At 39.4% G+C, this 19,301-nt stretch carries 15 protein-coding genes; 8 read left to right on the top strand and 7 right to left on the bottom strand.

Features of this window, described 5'->3' with window-relative positions; genetic code table 11:
• The first annotated feature begins 156 nt into the window (after nt 1-156).
• Together BUA60_RS03205 and BUA60_RS03200 are read left to right on the top strand one after the other, a co-directional pair.
• Nucleotides 157-999, top strand: a complete 843-nt coding sequence (locus BUA60_RS03205) for a universal stress protein (RefSeq protein WP_072860274.1) — start codon at nt 157-159, stop codon at nt 997-999.
• A gap of 181 nt (nt 1,000-1,180) precedes the next feature.
• Entirely contained in the window at nt 1,181-1,894 is a 714-nt protein-coding gene (locus BUA60_RS03200) for an SDR family oxidoreductase (protein ID WP_072860273.1), read from the top strand.
• Between the two features lie 2 nt (nt 1,895-1,896).
• On the opposite strand, the gene BUA60_RS03195 is transcribed toward BUA60_RS03200, so the two are convergent.
• The 4 genes from BUA60_RS03195 to BUA60_RS03185 form a co-directional block, all read right to left on the bottom strand.
• A complete protein-coding gene (locus tag BUA60_RS03195) occupies nt 1,897-4,647 on the bottom strand; it encodes a PD-(D/E)XK nuclease family protein (RefSeq protein ID WP_072860272.1) in 2,751 nt (916 codons plus the stop codon).
• 19 nt (nt 4,648-4,666) lie between these two features.
• A complete protein-coding gene (locus BUA60_RS22955; protein ID WP_218587882.1) occupies nt 4,667-4,810 on the bottom strand; it encodes a hypothetical protein in 144 nt (47 codons plus the stop codon).
• 214 nt (nt 4,811-5,024) lie between these two features.
• Entirely contained in the window at nt 5,025-6,365 is a 1,341-nt protein-coding gene (locus BUA60_RS03190; RefSeq protein WP_072860271.1) for an OmpA family protein, read from the bottom strand.
• Between the two features lie 424 nt (nt 6,366-6,789).
• Nucleotides 6,790-9,915 (bottom strand): UvrD-helicase domain-containing protein, encoded by a 3,126-nt coding sequence (locus tag BUA60_RS03185; protein ID WP_072860270.1) that lies wholly within the window; start codon nt 9,913-9,915, stop codon nt 6,790-6,792.
• Between the two features lie 119 nt (nt 9,916-10,034).
• On the opposite strand from BUA60_RS03185, the gene BUA60_RS03180 reads away from it, so the two are divergent.
• Nucleotides 10,035-10,643 (top strand): superoxide dismutase, encoded by a 609-nt coding sequence (locus BUA60_RS03180; RefSeq protein ID WP_072860269.1) that lies wholly within the window; start codon nt 10,035-10,037, stop codon nt 10,641-10,643.
• A gap of 562 nt (nt 10,644-11,205) precedes the next feature.
• Here BUA60_RS03180 and BUA60_RS03175 read toward each other — a convergent pair.
• From BUA60_RS03175 to BUA60_RS03165, 3 genes are all read right to left on the bottom strand, one after another.
• On the bottom strand, nt 11,206-11,796 hold the full coding sequence (locus BUA60_RS03175; RefSeq protein WP_072860268.1) for a uracil-DNA glycosylase family protein: 591 nt from the start codon (nt 11,794-11,796) through the stop codon (nt 11,206-11,208).
• Nucleotides 11,796-12,467 (bottom strand): 16S rRNA (cytidine(1402)-2'-O)-methyltransferase, encoded by a 672-nt coding sequence (rsmI, locus tag BUA60_RS03170; protein WP_072860267.1) that lies wholly within the window; start codon nt 12,465-12,467, stop codon nt 11,796-11,798. Before rsmI ends, BUA60_RS03175 begins: the two co-directional genes overlap by 1 nt.
• Before the next feature lie 104 nt (nt 12,468-12,571).
• Nucleotides 12,572-13,258 carry a hypothetical protein gene (locus tag BUA60_RS03165; RefSeq protein WP_072860266.1) on the bottom strand — a complete coding sequence of 229 codons (687 nt, stop codon included), beginning with the start codon at nt 13,256-13,258 and terminating at the stop codon, nt 12,572-12,574.
• 203 nt (nt 13,259-13,461) lie between these two features.
• Between BUA60_RS03165 and BUA60_RS03160 the strand changes: the two genes are divergently transcribed.
• The 5 genes from BUA60_RS03160 to BUA60_RS03140 all read left to right on the top strand — a co-directional run bounded on the left by BUA60_RS03160 (nt 13,462) and on the right by BUA60_RS03140 (nt 19,268).
• Nucleotides 13,462-14,106 carry a thymidine kinase gene (locus BUA60_RS03160; RefSeq protein WP_072860265.1) on the top strand — a complete coding sequence of 215 codons (645 nt, stop codon included), beginning with the start codon at nt 13,462-13,464 and terminating at the stop codon, nt 14,104-14,106.
• Nucleotides 14,099-15,205 carry an alanine racemase gene (gene alr, locus BUA60_RS03155; protein ID WP_072860264.1) on the top strand — a complete coding sequence of 369 codons (1,107 nt, stop codon included), beginning with the start codon at nt 14,099-14,101 and terminating at the stop codon, nt 15,203-15,205. Before BUA60_RS03160 ends, alr begins: the two co-directional genes overlap by 8 nt.
• A gap of 146 nt (nt 15,206-15,351) precedes the next feature.
• Nucleotides 15,352-15,759 carry a large-conductance mechanosensitive channel protein MscL gene (mscL, locus tag BUA60_RS03150; protein WP_072860263.1) on the top strand — a complete coding sequence of 136 codons (408 nt, stop codon included), beginning with the start codon at nt 15,352-15,354 and terminating at the stop codon, nt 15,757-15,759.
• A gap of 229 nt (nt 15,760-15,988) precedes the next feature.
• Nucleotides 15,989-16,978 (top strand): aspartate-semialdehyde dehydrogenase, encoded by a 990-nt coding sequence (locus tag BUA60_RS03145; RefSeq protein ID WP_072860262.1) that lies wholly within the window; start codon nt 15,989-15,991, stop codon nt 16,976-16,978.
• Between the two features lie 130 nt (nt 16,979-17,108).
• Nucleotides 17,109-19,268 carry a prolyl oligopeptidase family serine peptidase gene (locus BUA60_RS03140; RefSeq protein ID WP_072860261.1) on the top strand — a complete coding sequence of 720 codons (2,160 nt, stop codon included), beginning with the start codon at nt 17,109-17,111 and terminating at the stop codon, nt 19,266-19,268.
• Nucleotides 19,269-19,301 lie beyond the last annotated feature (33 nt).

The following is a 19,301-nucleotide window of genomic DNA, read 5'->3' as shown; positions in this document are numbered from 1 at the left end:
GGCTTTAGATCTAATAAGGTTGCTCCGAAAAGACATTTTTTCATGATTAATAGGCCAATCCAAGATGCCCAATAACCAAGAGTACTTTAGCTTATGACCGATATCATATTTATTATCGGCAAATGCCTTTAGATTTAACCTATAAATAAAGTTAACATGAAGACAATACTTTACGCCTCCGATCGCACTGAACATTCCTCACCGGCTTTGAAATACGCATATCAATTAAGCCACCAATTAAAGGCTTCGCTAATAGTCCTCTATGTTCATGAAATGGAACAAATTAGGGTTTCCGTTTCCCGGCCAGCGGCGCAAATAGAATACCATGTAATTAAGGAGCAGACCGAAATATTGACCAAATATTGTGAAAAACATTTGGGTGTTGCCGTAGATGGCAAAAAATTAAAGGTCGAGGTTGTCCATAACGATTCGGTTTCCGACGCTATATTGGAAAAATCCAGGGATTTTGGAACCGATATGATAATCATAGGGAGAAAAGACAAACATACAGATCGCGGTCTATTTGTGGGCAATATAGGAAAAGGCCTTCAGGAAAAGGTTCCCTGTCCCCTACTAATTATCCCAAATAATGTTGCGGCCAAGTCTATAAAAACCATTTTGTATGCCACAGATTTTGAGGAAGCGGATATTTTGGCGCTTAAGAAATTGGTTCCAATGGCAAAGGCACTTGGCGCGAAAATACAGATAGTACATATATCCACTGAAAAGGAATATGCAGGAAAAGAACAGATGGAGTGGTTTAAGGACATGCTTCGCCAAGAGGTTGACGATACTGCCATAGACTTCGCCTTAATTTTTTCTGACAAGATCCAGGATAAACTTAAAGCCCATGCCAATGCTATTGGGGCCGACTTAATAGTGCTCTTGGAGAGGGAGGAAAAAGGCTTTTTTCAGAAAATATTCCATATAAGCTTGGTGGCAAAAATGGAGGAACATATCGGTATCCCCTTATTAAGTTATAACGAGATTAATTTATAGGGATTCCCAACATTCAGGATTTCCCATAATGAAACTTCCATAAAAGATTCTACAGCATAAAAAAAACTCCCCTAGCGGCATTGCCTTGCCTCGGCTTTTTTATTCCGAGTTTAAGAAAACAATAACGCTTACTTTTTCATTTTTTGCCCATATAATTATAATTTCACCTAAAACTAAACATATGAATGATTTGAAGGATAAAGTAGCCTATATTACAGGGGGCTCCAAGGGGATAGGATTTGGGATAGCGTCCATATTATTGAAAGCGGGAATGAAAGTGGCCATTAGTAGCAGGCTATTGGAGAATGCGGAAAAAGCCGCCAAAGACCTTGGCCCTGAAGACAAGGTACTTGCCGTTTCCTCGGATGTGTCAAAACTTGGGGACGAACAAGCGGCAGTTAAAAAGATTTTGGATAAGTGGGGAAAATTGGATGTGATGGTGGCCAATGCAGGAGTTGGACATTTCGCTCCCGTAGATCAAATATCCGACACTCTTTGGCATGAGATGGTAAATACCAACCTTAACGGAGTATTTCACTCCCTAAAAGCTTCGGTAGAAGCCCTGAAGAAATCTAAAGGATATTATATTACGGTGGCAAGTTTGGCCGGGACCAACTTCTTTGCCAATGGTGCGGGATATAACGCCACCAAATTTGGAGTAGTAGGTTTTACCCAAGCAGCTATGTTGGATTTAAGACCCTATGATATTAAAGTTTCTACCATAATGCCCGGTTCGGTGGCCACTAATTTTAATGGTCATGAACCTTCCAAAGGGGATGCTTGGAAGATACAACCAGAGGATATCGGTGAACTGGTTTTAGACCTTTTGAAAATGAATCCAAGGACCTTGCCCAGTAAGATTGAAGTAAGACCTACGCGACCCGATAAGAAATAGGGCTATACCTCTTTTTCGGTAAACGGTACCTCCGGATTACCAATTTCAAATATTAGAGTTTTAAGAGATTCCATAAATTGGGCAATAGTATCTTGGGTAATGGAATTATCCTTGTTTCTACTGCCCTTTTTCTCTTTTGTGGCAAATTTGAGCAGACCTGAGCTTAAATTTTTAAAAGAAATAATCCCTGCTTCAATACTATCAATAGGTTTACTATTGTTGTACATTATGGCATAACACAACAGTTGGAAGGCCTTGCTGTAATTGTAGTCCGCAATGGCATCCTCCCAGTCCACAATTTCAACTTGGGAACTGGTTACATTTCCTGTTTTATAGTCGATAATTCTAAGAACCCCATCCTTTTCATCAATCCGATCCAATTTTCCTTTTAGGGCTACTGGAAAATCCAGGCCTGGAACATTAATATCCATCCGTAGTTTTTCCTCTACCCCCAATATCCTAATCTGATGCCGTTCCACCTCTGCCAATTCCAATTTTAGAAAATTTTCCACATACCTAACTACCACATTGTAGGCAATTAGGTTTTTTCCCCTGGATATATCGCCATCTGCGAAGCTTTTTGCAAAGTGGCCCAATACCAGGGGCCTGACTTTCTTTTTCATTTCCCTTAGCATGGATGCTTCCAAAAAGGTGTTTAAATAAGGCTTGTAGAGGTCCTCCAAGGTATCGTGTACAATTGTTCCAAAGGTATTGTTGGCAACGGTTTCCTCCACCTCCAGAATATCGTCTATTCCAAGTAGATTTCGCTTATAAAAATCTATAGGGTTTCTTATATAGTTACTCAGGGAAGTAGGGGAAAACCCCTTTTCGGCATGGGCCCTGATCATTTCCATTAGGCTTTCATCCTTGGCTATGGTCTGTAACACCTTAATGGAAGGGGTAATTTCTGGTGCAGCGATGATCTCAGTGATATCTGCCAATTTATTTTCATCGGTTAGCAATTGGGTAAGCAACCTACTTTTCTCCCCTCCCTCCAAAACATCGGGTTCCGTATTATATAGCAGGTAGATATTTTTCGCCCGTTGCAATAAACGATAAAAATGATAGGTATATACGGCATCCTTTTCCTTATAGGTAGGAAGTTTGTAATATTTTTTAAGATCGAAGGGGATAAAGGAATTATTGGACTTGCCCGAAGGGAGTATACCTTCGTTAACCGAAGTTAGAATTACAGTTTCAAAATCGAGAACCCTACTTTCCAACATTCCCATTATCTGCAAACCTTCCAAGGGTTCTCCCTGAAAATCCAGGGTTTCGTTCCTTACAATTTCCAAATAAAGGCTTTCCAATGATTTTAGGTCATTGACAAATGAGTATTGTTCTACCATATCCTGAAGCTGATTGAACATGGAGTAAAACTTGTACAAGTACTCCAATCCAAGTGAATCCTTGGCATGGGCAAACCTGTCCCTAAGAATTTGGATAATTTGATGGCATTTATCTAAAAAACCCTTTCCGGTGACCTCCTCCCGAAAAAAAAGTAGACTTAGCAAATCTTCATTTTCTTCCCCCAAGGACCTTAAATTATCAGAGGTAATAAATGCCCAATTCTTTGTTCTAATGGCCTCACTTATCAGGTTGGCCTTATTTTGTTGGTTTTCAGTACACAAAATCTGAATGTAAGGATGAGATAAAAAGTCCAACACCTGCTGAAAATACCAGCCTTGAGAATCCTTTTTAATATGTATGGACAGATATTGCGAAAACAAGCTGGCCAAAGGGGTACTCTTTAAGGGATATCCCATGGTGATGTTCACCGTATCCAGTTCAGAAGGGATAGAATTTAAAAGTGGGTTCAACATGGTTTCATCGCCAAGAACTATAGCGGTATTCTTAAGGATGTTGTTGTCCTCTTTTTTTAGTTGTAACAATAGGTTTCCAACATACTTGGCCTGGGAAACATTTTTAGGGACCCCTATTATTTTAATCCTCTTTTGGTTTAAATAGTTGCTCTCCACGCCCTTTAAGGCCTTCCCTTTTAGCCAGGGCCAGGTATTTAAATGATGCCTAATAAAATACCCAGCATCATGTATGGGATCCTCTACAAAATAAGTGTCCCCATCCCAGAAAATATCAGCCTTTGTCTTGGCCAGTATTTCCTGAATTATATAAGATTCCGCCGTATTTAATGCATTAAAGCCAAGGAATATATGTGTATTGTTTTTGTTATTACTTAAATACTCCTTCAGCTCTTCACAGGCCGTACGATAAATGAGTCCCTGATGGCCTAATTTTTGGGCTTTTAGCAAATCGTTGAAAGCCTCATAAAGTGGCTCAAGATTATTCCAGAATTTAATGTAATTGGTTATTATTTCAGATTTTTCCTTCTGCAAGGCCCAATGATTTATTTCTTGGATATTGGCCAAATAAGAAAATATATCTTTGGTATCTATTAAATATCTGTCTATCTCATTAAAATCCTGTAATAAGGTCTGCCCCCATTTGGAGAAGGTGTAAAAGTTATCCTTCTCTCCATATTCCATGGACGAATAAGCCTTATAAAGTGTAAAAAGCTGCTCCATATTTGAAGCTGTTCGCAGATTGGATATTTGTTCCACAAAGCCTTCAATACTGTATATTTTTGGAGAAAAAATGGTTTTATCTGCCGTATTTGCCAAGGTTGTCCTTAAAATAGTCCCTGCACGCTTGCTAGGCAAAATCAAAATTAGGTCGTCTAAGGAATCATAGGTCTTTAATAAATCATCAGCTACCTGTTGGAGAAAACTTTTCATTGGTTAGATCATCATAATATTAAAAAGTCAGAGCTTGCCTTGCCATAGCCTTGTACAAATCCCATATCACGTTTTGGTTCCAGCAATGATCAGAACTATCCTTGGCTATACCTTCCAGTTTCTTTCCTAAAAATTGCTTTAAAACATGCACTATAACCTCCATTCCAAAATTCATTTTAGAAATTAAATTTCTGTAAATATGGGGTAATTTAATTATAAAAAAGAAAACGAAAGCACGCACTTGGTTCCATTATGAAAAATAAAATAATTTCTGTTCAGGGAATGTATTCTGGAAGTTTATCCATGTTGATTATAAAACAAAAAAAGCCCCGCTAAATAGCGGGGCTCTTGTTTATAGTTTTAAAACTACTTGGAAATTACTTTACCAAGTTAATTTCAACTCTTCTGTTTTGCTTTCTACCAGCAGCAGTATTGTTTGTAGCGATTGGCTTATCCTCACCGTAACCTACAGCAGATAATCTAAACTCTTCAATACCTTTTTCTACTAAGAAAGATTTAACTGAAAGTGCTCTTGACTCAGATAACTTCTGGTTCAAAGAGTTACTTCCTACGCTATCAGTATGACCTTCTACAGTAAATTTAGCAGTAGGATACTCTTTAAGGATAGTGATAATATCAACCATTACAGAAGTAGACTCTGCTTTGATAGAAGATTTACCAGTATCGAACAAGATTGTTCTAGCGTATTCGTTCAATTGCTTCTGAACTTCTTCAGTAACTTCAGGACAACCTTGGTTAGCTACAGTTCCGGCAACATCTGGACATTTATCATCTTTATCCAATACACCGTCACCGTCTTTATCTTGGTAAGGACATCCTTTGTTAGCGGCAGGACCAGCTTCGTTAGGACAAGCATCATCTTTATCGGCAACACCGTCACCATCAGCATCTGGACAACCAGCTAAAGCAGCAAGACCAGCTTCGTTAGGACAAGCATCATCTTTATCGGCAATACCGTCACCATCAGCATCTGGACATCCGTTCATTTCCTTGGAACCAGCCTCGTTAGGACAAGCATCTTTGCTATCCTCTATACCATCACCGTCAGCATCTGGACATCCGTTGAAAATCTCAAGACCAGCAACTTCTGGACAAGCATCATCTTTGTCATATACTCCGTCACCATCAGTATCGGTACCACCAAATTTGATAGCAATACCAGCCATATGTTGGAAATGCTTAGCTAAATAATCTTCGAAAGCATGCTTGTAAGAAGACTGTAATGTTAGACCGATGTTCTCAGTGAACCAAATGTTAAGTCCAACACCACCATTTACGGTACCAGCACCAACTTCGTCAATCCAAGTGTAACCACCACCTATTTCAATAAATGGATCGATTACTGTACTTTTTAAGAAATTATATTTTATTGTACCATCAACAGCATAGTGAGACAAATCGTCAACGCTTGTATCTCCCAATTTATCAATACGGTTCAAAGAACCTCTTGCTCCAATTGAAAAGCCACTACCTACATACTTTGACACTCCTACATAGGAAATAGATGGAAGTATGTTCCAATGGTCTGTTGCGTTAAAGAATTCATTCCCAAAGCTGCTATAATCTTCGGTAGGGAAAACGTCAATTGCGTTAGCTCCGAAACTTACTTGCCATGGGTTATTCTCGTCTTGCGCTTGTACGTTGTTAAAACCTACAATAAGTAAGGCAACAACCAATAATTTGCTAAGATGTTTCATGTTCAATTTTTTAAGTTTAAGTGTTTATTAGCTGCAAATGTAAGTTGTTAAAAATTATTAACAAAATCATTCTCTTAATTTTTTTAACGTATTTCATACCAAAAAAGACGCATTTAATCGATATTTTATGCCGTCCCTACCCTGGCAAATACGGTTATTGTATAACCCAAGTCCAAAAAAGCAATATACATAAGACCCCTGTAGGCAACTTCTTGCTCAACCACAAAGTAGCACCGAAAGAATAATCCGATTAGATAAAAACTTATAGGGGCAGCAATTTGGAGTATTTACTTCTTAAAATAACCCTATACAACAGGATTATGGACCAATAATTAAGAATAACCCAATCAATTCCATCGCAACTCGCGCCCTTAAAAGCCAATATGCTCCCCCCCTTTACGATCCACGGACCATGACCATAATTTCAACTACTAATAAAGTCTAGCGTAATATCCTCATTGATATAGATAAGGATCTTGTTTTCAATTTCATATCCCATTGCTTCCAGAGCATCTGCATAGGAATAGATCTGTTCATGGTATGCCGGATTCCTTTTTCCCGTCTTATAATCTATAATGGTTACTTTCTTATCCTTGATGACCAATCTATCCGGGCGAAGCACCTTACCATTTTTGGTAAGGATATCCTGTTCATTCTTTATTAGGTTTCCTTTTAAAAAGTAGGCGTACAACTTTGGATGGTCGGCAATGTCCTTTATTCTTTGCTGCATCCCTTGGCTATCCTCATGGGAAAGATCCCCGTTTCTAATTAGCATATCCAAAGCACCGTCAATATCGTCATTGGTCTCTATCAACCCCATTACATGATGTAGCAAATTTCCCTTGCTAAGTGCTGTTCCCCGTTGCGTGTCCCATAGGGCACCGGCTTTGGTCAGAATTCTAAATTCAGGTCGCTCTTTATATGTGTATAGATGGGCTATCTTTTCCTGATGATCCCCTGGGCGGGATGGTTCATCCTGTATTTGAAGATTTCCGAACTGATAACAGGTTTTAGCCTCCTCCCAAAGTCCTTTTTCCTTTAAATAATGAATAAATAACCCAGAATAGTAATTTGGTTTATGTTCGCCCTTGGGAGTAAGATCTTTTTTGGAAATAACATAGAGCCCCTTAACCGCCCTGGTCAAGGCTACATATAAAAGGTTAAAGGCATCCAATTCCAATTTATGCTGTTCTTCATTATAAATGGTTTCCGCAAGAGGTCCATAACCTACAACTTCCTGTTTCTTGTTGATCAAAATTTCCTCAAAGCCCGCAAAGGAAATAGGATTTACCGGCAGCCATAGTTTGGCATCCCTTTCTTCATATATATTGGTGTTGGCAAATGGAAAGATTACAATAGGGAATTCCAACCCCTTGGACTTATGCACGGTCATTATTTGAACGGCATCCACATTTTCGGGGGCGGTAACGCTTAAACTGTCCTTTTTCTTATCCCAGTATGCCAAAAAGGCTTGGGTATTGGCTCCCTCTTTTTGTTCAACCTCCAAAACAACGTCCAAGAAATAAGTTATATAGGCATCCGAGCTGTCTGCCATTCCGAATTTTTTTATAGCATACTCCACGCCATCATAAACCGAGGATTGTCCAATTATATCCACATTAAAGCCGTAGGTACCCATTAGCAGTTGAGATACCTTATTTATATTGGCCTTAATAAATTGATGTCTGTTTTCAAGTTCCTCGGAAAGGAAGCTCAATATTTCATAACACCTTTCCATTTCCTTTGGTTGAAGACTAAAATGCAATAAATTAACTAGGAACCTTACCTTCGGGTTACTATTTAACAACAACGTTTCAGAGGAAATAATGGGAATATTGTTCTGCATAAGAAAATCTGCCAACAAAATCCCATGTTTCTTCTTTCGTGTAAGGATACAAACATCTTTTAGGGAATAGTTCTTTTCCAAAACCTCTTCCAAGGTTTTCATCACCAAATTACAGTATTCCCCATCTTCCTCCTGGGATTCATCAACATCAATAAAGGAAAGCTGTACCAAACCTCCTTTTTTACTATTGTAGTTTTGATTATTACCTTCTACAAACAATTTATTATAAACTGTATTCTCCAAAAAGGGACTGGTAACCGTAAAAAAATCGTTGTTAAATTTGATCACCTCTTCATGACTCCTGTAATTTGCGGGAAGATTTGCCGTAGACGGAGGAAAAACAAACGGATTTTCCTTAAGATTGATAAGGTTTAGGAATTGTTCTGCCTTGCCTCCCCTCCAGCGATATATGGCCTGTTTGGCATCGCCAACCAAAAGCAAGGAACCTATTTTTCCAAGATCGTCCTGACTCTCCAATGCGTTGCCTATTAAAGGTATTAGGTTGTTCCATTGCATTTCGGAAGTGTCCTGAAATTCATCCACAAAATAATGGCGGTACTTTTCCCCAATACGTTCATAAATAAAAGGAGCTGGCTGATCTTTGATTTCTTTGGAAATAATACTATTGAATGAGGAGATTGGCAGAAGATCGCGCTCCCGTTCCAAGGTTTTAATTTCCTGTTGAATGGCACTGAGGACCGTGAGGGGAACAATATTGTTGTACGCATTCTTAACTAGGGACAACGCATTATAATGCTCCTTAATCTCATTGAACAAACCAATAAACCTAGGATGTAGGCCGTCCAGAATATCTTTAATTGCTTGGGGACAGGTCTTGGTGTATAGGGGCTCGGATTCAAAATTTTGTTTCCAACCGGCATTAAAATCCATATTTAGATCTCCCGAAGCAATTTTGGCAATGAATTTTGGAAAATAGCTGGATTTGAAATTATTGAATTCCAAATCATTGCCTTCAATGATATCAAGTATTTCCGTTGCCCAAGCCACAATCTTAGTTTCGTTGGACTGTATTTGAAGAACCAATTCCTTTTTTAAATCCAAAAAATCATCGATGTCCTTTTCTTCAAGCTTTTTAAGGTGGGGAGCCTGATTTTCATTGAACAATAAAAACCCGATCTTTTGAAGGTCCAAAGCTATATCCCAACTCTTATCATCGTCAATTTTTTCCAAAGCAAAATCTACCAACACTTTGGTCAATTGTGTATCGGTACCCGCCTTATTGATCAGTTTGGCAATGGCTTCATCCAACAATAATTTGGTATCCAGTACCACCTCAAAATTTTGGGGCAATTTTAGATCTTTGGCAAATGTCCTTATAAGCCTATGGGTAAATTTATCAATGGTGGAGACATCAAAAAAAGCATAATTATGCAGAATTTCCTTGAGGACTTTTCTGGACCTAGTTCGCAGCGTTCCGTAATCTATTCCCAACTCTTGGGAAATATCGGCCAGCATGGATGGAATTTCGTTACTATCGGACATTTTACCAAAGGCAAACAGACTTCCTAAAATTCGCTGTTTCATTTCATTTACCGCCTTGTTGGTAAACGTAATGGCCAGTATACTGCGATAGTTCTTATTAAAATCTGAAGAAAGGATAATTTTTAAATACTCTTTTGCAAGCGTATAGGTCTTCCCAGACCCAGCAGAGGCGTTATATATTTTGTAAGGAGCGTCCTGCACGTAATTTTAGTCGCAAAATAAGCAATATTAAACAGTTCTTAACAAATTATTAGTTGAATTTCTATCATAAAACCGTAATTTTGGGAAACAACATTTTTTAACATAAAAACGAAAACATTATGGCTTTTGAATTACCTAAATTACCTTATGCGTACGACGCTTTGGAACCACATATTGATGCCAGAACCATGGAAATACATCACACCAAGCATCACAATGGGTACACTACCAATTTAAATAATGCTATTGAGGGAACGGATTTGGCAAAAAAATCCATTATGGATATTTTGACCAATTTGGACATGTCCAATGCCGCTGTAAGAAACAACGGAGGAGGCTTCTACAATCACTCTTTATTTTGGGAAATAATGTCCCCAAATGGTGGTGGGCAACCTACAGGTGAGCTTGCCGATGCCATAAAATCAGCTTTTGGTTCTTTTGAATCATTTAAGGATGCTTTTTCCAAAGCCGCAGCAACAAGATTCGGCTCTGGTTGGGCTTGGTTATGTGTCCATAAAGGAGGGAAACTGGAAATATGCTCAACTCCTAACCAGGACAACCCACTTATGCCAGGAACCGGATGTGACGGTTTTCCAATTTTGGGCTTGGATGTATGGGAGCATGCCTATTACCTAAATTATCAGAATAGAAGACCAGACTACATCAACGCATTTTTCAATGTAGTTAATTGGGATAAGGTAGCCGCTTCCTACAAAGCCAATAAATAAGGCTTACCATTAACCGGGACTTTGAAAATTCATGGTCAATAAGCGAAGGCTCCAATTGGCCAGCAGAATAATTTTCTGAAGATTTTTCATGGCATTCCTTGGAATAAATTAAAGTCCGCTCGTCAAAAATTTGACGAGCGGACTTTTTTGTATGCTAAAAATAGAAAAGGGTGGAGAAGCCTCCACCCTTTTCGTCCCAAATCTTACCATAAACTTAACCTACTTATGCTATGGCGATACTAAAATACTGGTATTGTGAGAAATAACAAAAATAATTATGACCTTTTAACCATAATTTTTTTCGATGATGATCAACAATTATCGTTAAAAGTGACTAAATATTAGTTAAAATACTGATTTTCAGCAATAAAAAAGGCGAAGCTAAGCTCCGCCTTTTTTCCCCAAATCTTACCATGAACTTAACCTACTTATGCTATGGTCCTCCAAAAGTAAACCAAAAGCCGTGGCGTAAAAAAGGTTTTAGACAAACGCCTCAATTATAGGTCAAAATACTTTTGGGAAAGTATTTTGGACAGAAAGTTCTTGGATAAATAAGATATACCTATGTAGATGATCTGTCGAGTTCAAGAATATGGGCCACCCTTTCTTGCAATACAGGTACCACTTCCTGTCCGAACCAAGGATTTTTAGATTGCCAAAATCTGTTCCTAGGAGAAGGATGGGGCAAAGGAAAATATTTCGGTAAATATTCCTGATAGCCTTTTACGGTCTCCGTCAAGGTAGCTTTGGCGGTCTTTCCAAGGTAATATTGTTGGGAATAGGTGCCAATTAGAATAATTAGTTCCAGACTAGGCATACATTTCAGTAAGGCTCTGTGCCATAAAGGGGCACATTCCGGTCTCGGTGGCAAGTCGCCACCTTTGCCCCTTCCTGGATAGCAAAAGCCCATAGGCATTAGTGCTATTTTACTTTCATCATAAAACACGGAATCCAAAATATTGAGCCAACTTCTCAACTGCTTACCACTTGGGTCATCCCAAGGAATGCCGGTTTGGTGCACCTTGGTCCCCGGTGCCTGACCTATAATAACAATCCTGGCATTGGGATGTGCTGCAAGCACGGGTCTTGGACCCAAGGGTAATTGGGACTTACATACCTGGCAACTTCTTATTTCCGATAATAATCGCTCCATTATTTTTTACCTGCCACCACAATAACGATCTCTCCTTTGGGGGGGTTGTCCGTATAATGTTGCAAGACCTCCTTTACCGTACCCCTTATAGTCTCCTCATACATTTTTGACAGCTCCCGAGAAACGGAAACCAATCTTTCCGCACCAAAATAGGCTTCAAAATGTGATAAGGTCTTAATCAATTTATGGGGCGATTCGTAAAAAATAATCGTCCTAGGCTCTTCGGCCAATAAGGTCAATCTGGTCTGTCTGCCCTTTTTTACGGGCAAGAAGCCCTCAAAAACAAATTTATCATTAGGCAAACCGCTATTTACCAAGGCAGGTACAAATGCGGTAGCCCCTGGCAGGCAGTCCACTTCTATATTATTTTCTACACAGGCACGGGTAAGCAAAAAACCAGGATCCGAAATGGCAGGGGTTCCCGCGTCGGATATCAATGCCACATTCTCCCCGGATTGCAAACGCCTTACGATCCCTTCAACGGTCTTATGCTCATTATGCATATGGTGACTTTGCATAGGGGTGTCTATATTGTAATGGTGCAATAATTTTCCACTGGTACGGGTGTCTTCGGCCAAAATAAGGTCCACTTCCTTTAGCACCCTAATGGCGCGCAATGTAATATCCTCTAAGTTACCTATAGGTGTAGGTACTATATATAATTTCCCCATCAATTTTATTAAACACCGGCCTTTCTTACAGTTGCAGGTGGAAAGCGACAAAATTAACGAAAATCAAGAAGAATAATTTTCATTGTTGTCCCTTAAAAAAATCCTTATGCAAATTTGCGGGCAATTACGTTCATAAATCTTTGTTCGTAATCCTCTTTTCCCTCCCAATTATTATAATCCGGTTTTACCATGTTCGTAATAAATGAAATAGATCTTTCTTCACTATCTATGGTACTCAACTGGGACAACACTCTGTTGTAATCTTCCATATTGTTATTGAAGAGATGCTTTACAAATGCCAAGCGATCGTTCAAGTCCACTTTCAGCACCTTTTTAGGACCATTTTCAACAGATTGGGCAGTACTTGGCGCTTTCACGGTTTTCACCTCCTTGGGCATAAATAAGTCCTTATCGTTTTTGATCAAATCCGGTTTGTTGGTAAACTGCGATAAAACCTCGTCGATGGTGGTGGCTCCAGGCATTTCGGACACCATATCCTTAATGGTATCTATCCCTGGTATGATTATATCCTCTTCGTGCGGGTTACTTTCAGGTACCGAAGAATTTGCACTTAACACGGAGTTGGCCATAGATTCAAATTTTGCCGCTATGGCATTCTTGGAAACATCTATCTCCACCTCATTTAATTTTTCCTCAATATATTTAAGAACTGCCAACTTTTCATATAATTCCCTAGCAGTTTCATATAAGGCCGAGTAATCGTTTAAATTTCTCGAGGTTATTATTTCAGTTGATAATTTTCTCAATTCCTCTTTTAGTCTCTTTTTCATCTGAATATATTTTAAAATTAGTAGGGGCTCAATTGGAGCACCAATATAGCAATTCCTTTCAGGCAATTAATGGGTGGTTAAAGAACAAGTAATCTAGATTACCAACTTTTACCAACATTAATACCAGAAGGATTATTTTTTTAATAATTTTATGCCTCCTAATAAAAAACGGAAAACAAATTACTTTCGTCTAAAATTACAAAATGTTTCTCGAAAATACTGTTAACCCTAAAGAACAATTCGGTTGGATCGAAGTAATCTGCGGTTCCATGTTCTCTGGCAAGACCGAGGAACTGATCCGAAGGTTGAAAAGAGCCAAATTTGCCAAGCAAAAGGTAGAAATTTTTAAACCTATGGTAGATAAAAGATACCATGAGGAAATGGTAGTTTCACACGATGCCAACGAAATTAGATCTACTCCAGTTCCGGCAGCTGCAAATATTCGGCTTTTGGCCGATGATTGCGATGTGGTAGGAATTGATGAGGCCCAATTCTTCGATGACGAAATTGTTACCGTATGCAATGATTTGGCCAACAAGGGTATCCGGGTGGTAGTGGCTGGATTGGACATGGATTTTAAGGGCAACCCGTTTGGACCAATGCCCGCGTTGATGGCCACGGCCGAATATGTCACAAAAGTTCATGCCGTTTGTACTCGAACCGGCAATCTTGCCAATTATAGTTTTAGAAAGGCCAATAACAACAAATTGGTTTTTTTGGGAGAAACAGAAGAATATGAACCTCTTAGTAGAGCAGCGTACTACAAAGCTATGTTAAAAGAAAAAGTAAACGCCATAGAAGTTACATCCGAGGAAGTATTACCTCCTCAAAAAAAATCGAATGACTAAGGTCGGAGAAACCGTTCTGGAAATAGACCTTAGGGCTTTGGAACACAATTATCATTATTTGAGATCCAAGGTAGATCCAAAAACCAAATTTCTAGGAGTGGTGAAGGCTTTCGCCTATGGTGGTGATTCCATAGCCATCGCAAAAAAACTGGAAACCCTTGGTGCGGACTATTTGGCCGTAGCTTATACTGCAGAAGGTGTAGCCTTAAGGGAAGTCGGAATTGAACTGCCCATCCTGGTGTTGCATCCGCAAGAGGTAAGTTTTGCCACCTTAATAGAAAAATGTTTGGAGCCCAGTCTATATTCGCGCACAATTTTCTCTTCCTTTTTAAAAGTTGCCAGAGACCTGGACCAAAGGAATTACCCTATACATTTAAAATTCAACACCGGTCTAAACAGATTGGGCTTTGGGGAAAAGGATATAGATTTTATTTTATCATCGCTGGAAGGAGCGGACCAAGTAAAAATAAGTTCCCTATTTTCCCATTTAGCCGCTTCCGAAGACTTGAACGAAAAAGAATTTACTATCTCCCAGATTAGGCAGTTCGAAAAAATTAGTTCGGCAATAATCTCCAAATTAAAGTACAGGCCCAAAAGGCATATGTTGAATACCTCCGGAATAATTAATTACCCAGAAGCCCAGTACGACATGGTAAGAAGCGGTATAGGACTTTACGGCTATGGAAACGAGGCCGCCGAAGATGAACGTTTAATTCCTGTCGCCACCCTTAAAACCATAATTTCACAGATCCACAAGATAGGGGCCAATGAAAGTGTAGGTTACAATAGGGCGTTCGTCTCCAATGCTCCCAAGGTTACGGCAACACTACCATTGGGCCATGCAGACGGAATTGGCAGACAATATGGGAACCGAAAAGGTCAGGTATCTATACACGGAAAATTGGCACCCATTATTGGCAATGTTTGTATGGACATGATCATGGTGGATATCACCGGGATTGATTGTAAGGAAGGTGATGAGGTCATAGTTTTTGGCCAGAAACATAGTGCAGAAGCCTTAGCGTCTTCGGCCAATACCATAACTTATGAACTGCTGACCGGAATTTCGCAACGGGTGAAACGGATTTATAAAGATTAAGGTTTAGAAAATAGATTTTTCCCAAATGTTTAAAACCCCATTTTATAAGATATGCTCAATGTAGCAAACATTTTCATTTTAACATTTTGTTAAGATGCCAAATTAAATTAAATTGCAGCTAGTATTAATCAAATAAAACACTAATTATGTTAAAGGAATTTAAGGATTTTATTATGACCGGCAATGTCATTGATTTGGCCGTTGCTGTACTGCTAGCGGGAGCTGCAGGCTTGGTTGTCAGTGGATTTGTCAACGATATCATGATGCCAGTCGTGGGATATTTTACCGGGGGAGTGGATTTCTCCGATATGCAAATTGTGCTATCAGAGGCAATTGTTGCTGCCGACGGAACGGTTGAAAAACCTGCCAGTGCTATCCGTTATGGGGCCTGGATAAATTCTATCATTAACTTAATTATTGTTGGATTTGTATTATTTATTATAGTTAAGGCCTACAATAAAACTAAAAAACCAAAGGAGGAAGCTCCTGCGGCACCTAAAGGCCCAAGTCAAGAAGAGCTTTTGACCCAGATCAGGGATCTACTAAAAAAATAATTTTTTTAAAACATGACGTACTTTGGCTTATAATCAAAGTACAACCGCTACACTACCAACTAACCAACAAAAACCGTCAATTGGGATTCGCTATCCAAGTTGACGGTTCTTTTATATAATAAAGTTATATTTACAACAATTTGTTATATTTTTAATATATTCTATTTTATGTATTGTTTAATATCCTATAATCAGTACATTTGCCAACTGAAATTTTAATTTAATCGTAATGAAAGTAGCTGTAGTTGGTGCAACAGGAATGGTAGGGGAGGTAATGCTAAAAGTATTGGCAGAACGTAACTTTCCAGTAACGGAATTATTGGTAGTGGCCTCGGAAAGATCTGTAGGCAAAAAGTTAAGCTTCCAAGGCAAGGAGTACACCTTAATTGGGTTGGAAACTGCGGTTGCCGCCAAACCGGACGTTGCCATTTTTTCAGCAGGAGGCGATACTTCCTTGGAATGGGCACCGAAATTTGCCGCTGTTGGTACCACGGTAATAGACAATTCTTCAGCTTGGCGTATGGATCCCACTAAAAAATTAGTGGTTCCCGAAATAAACGCTTCGGAGTTGACAAAAGAGGATAAGATTATAGCCAACCCAAACTGTTCCACAATACAGATGGTATTGGCACTTTCTTCCCTTCACAAAAAATACAAAATGAAAAGGGTCGTTGTTTCTACCTACCAATCGGTTTCCGGAACAGGCGTAAAAGCGGTTCAGCAATTGGAAAATGAAATTGCAGGAATAAAGGGAGAAATGGCATATCCTTATCCTATCGGGAAAAATGCATTGCCACATTGCGATGTATTCCTGGAGAATGGATATACCAAGGAAGAAATGAAGTTGGCCAAAGAGCCTCAAAAGATATTCAATGACAATTCATTCTCCGTTACTGCAACAGCAGTACGTATTCCAACCTCAGGAGGGCACTCGGAATCCGTTAATGTGGAATTTGAAAATGATTTTGAACTTTCTGAAGTTAGAAGGTTGTTGAGTGAAACTCCAGGAATCGTTGTTCAGGACAATACCGACACCAATACCTATCCAATGCCCATTTATGCACATGGCAAGGATGATGTTTTTGTAGGACGTATTAGAAGGGACGAAACCCAACCCAATACCCTGAACATGTGGATCGTTGCGGATAACCTAAGAAAAGGAGCAGCAACGAACGCCGTACAGATTGCAGAATATTTGGTTGAAAACCAACTGGTGTAGTAGAATTACTGTAAAAACAGCCTTCAATCCCAAAAGGAACTAAGGAGAGAAGGAAAAGATGTTAAAACCTTTGTAACCACCATTTACAAAGGTTTTTTTTATGCTATTTTTGGCTTCAGAACATCGATAAATGAAGCGATTAATATTGATCCCACTTACGGCAATACTAATGTTAGCCTGTGAGACCAACCAAAAAAAAGATACCATCATTTTGAAATATCCAAACACAAAAAAAGTTGATTCCGTAGACAGCTATTTCGGAATAAAAATACACGACCCATTCCGTTGGCTGGAAGATGACCGAAGCCCCGAGACCGAAAATTGGGTAAAGCAACAAAATGAGACCACATTTAATTATTTGGACAAAATTCCATTTCGCAAAGAGCTAAAAAAACGTTTGGAACAATTATGGAATTTTGAAAAGTTAGGTTCTCCGTTCAAAGAAGGCGATTACATGTATTTTTTTAAGAACGATGGCTTACAAAATCAGAATGTATTGTACCGTAAAAAAGGTGATTATGGGCAGGCAGAAGTATTTCTGGACCCCAATTCCTTTTCAGCAGATGCTACCACTTCATTGGCCGGAATAAATTTTTCCAAGGATGGTTCAATAGCCGCCTATTCCATTTCCGAAGGTGGAAGTGATTGGCGAAAAGTAATCGTGATCAACGCAAAAAATAAGTCGATTGTTGAAGATACTCTGGTAGACATTAAATTTAGTGGAGTTTCCTGGAAGGGAAACGAAGGCTTCTATTACTCCAGTTATGACAAACCTGAAGGAAGCGAGCTATCTGCCAAAACCGACCAACATAAACTTTATTATCACAAACTGGGAACTGCCCAAAAGAGCGATGAGGTAGTTTTTGGGGGAATTCCAGAGGAAAAGCATAGATATGTCGGGGGTTATGTAACCGAAGACGACAGGTATCTCATAATTTCGGCCGCTGTCTCCACCTCTGGGAACAAATTATTCATAAAGGACTTGACCCAACCTGAAAGCGGACTGATTACCATTTTGGATACTACGGACAGCGATAGCCAAATCATAGACAATGTAGGATCCCGACTTTTTATTTTAACCAACAGAAATGCACCCAATAAGAAAGTCGTTACCGTAGGCGCAGAAAATCCTTCACCAGAACATTGGACAGATCTAATTCCGGAAACACAAAATGTTCTATCTGTTGGTACCGGTGGAGGTTATTTCTTTGCAGAGTATATGGTAGACGCCATTTCCAAAGTGTATCAATATGACAACCAAGGCCAAATGATACGCGAAATAGCACTTCCAGGGCTCGGAAGTGCCGGTGGCTTCGGTGGCAAAAAGAAGGAAACAGAACTTTATTTCACTTTTACCAATTACAATAGCCCGGAATCTATTTATAAATTGGATATTAAAACAGGAGACTTTTCCATTTATTGGAAACCTGAAATAGATTTCAACCCAAACAATTACGTGTCCACACAAATCTTTTATCCTTCCAAGGACGGCACTAAACTACCAATGATAATCACCCATAAAAAAGGATTGCCGCTAAATGGTCAAAATCCAACCATTTTATATGGCTATGGGGGTTTTAACATAAGCCTTACCCCGACTTTTAGTGTTATTAATGCTGTATGGATGGAGCAAGGTGGCATCCTTGCGGTGCCCAACCTTAGAGGAGGTGGGGAATATGGTAAACAATGGCATGATGCCGGGATTAAAACCAAAAAACAAAACGTCTTTGACGATTTTATAGCTGCCGCCGAATACTTAATAGCCGAGAAATATACCTCATCGGACTATTTGGCCATTAAAGGAGGTTCCAACGGTGGACTACTGGTGGGAGCTACCATGACCCAAAGACCGGAATTAATGAAGGTGGCCCTGCCTGCCGTAGGGGTTTTGGATATGCTGCGGTATCATACATTTACCGCCGGTGCTGGCTGGGCCTATGATTACGGAACAGCTGAAGACAATTTGGAGATGTTCAATTATCTAAAAGGCTATTCCCCTGTACACAATGTTCGGAAAGGCGTAGAATATCCAGCCACCTTGATTACCACAGGCGATCATGACGACAGGGTGGTACCTGCGCACAGTTTTAAATTCGCTGCGGAATTGCAGGATAAACAGACGGGGGCCAACCCTACCTTAATACGAATAGAAGTAAATGCCGGCCATGGTGCAGGAACTCCCGTGAGCAAGACCATTGACCAAAATGTGGATATTTTCGGATTTACCTTGTTTAATATGGGCTTTAGGGAGCTCCCTAACAAGGGAGTTTTAAAAGATTTTGAGGAATAGTTTAAAAAAAATCGATAATTTTGTTTTGTAGTC

This window comes from Arenibacter palladensis (assembly GCF_900129275.1).
GTDB lineage: Bacteria > Bacteroidota > Bacteroidia > Flavobacteriales > Flavobacteriaceae > Arenibacter > Arenibacter palladensis.
Note: the sequence above shows the minus strand (reverse complement) of the source record. Positions and strands in the feature narration are given on the sequence as shown.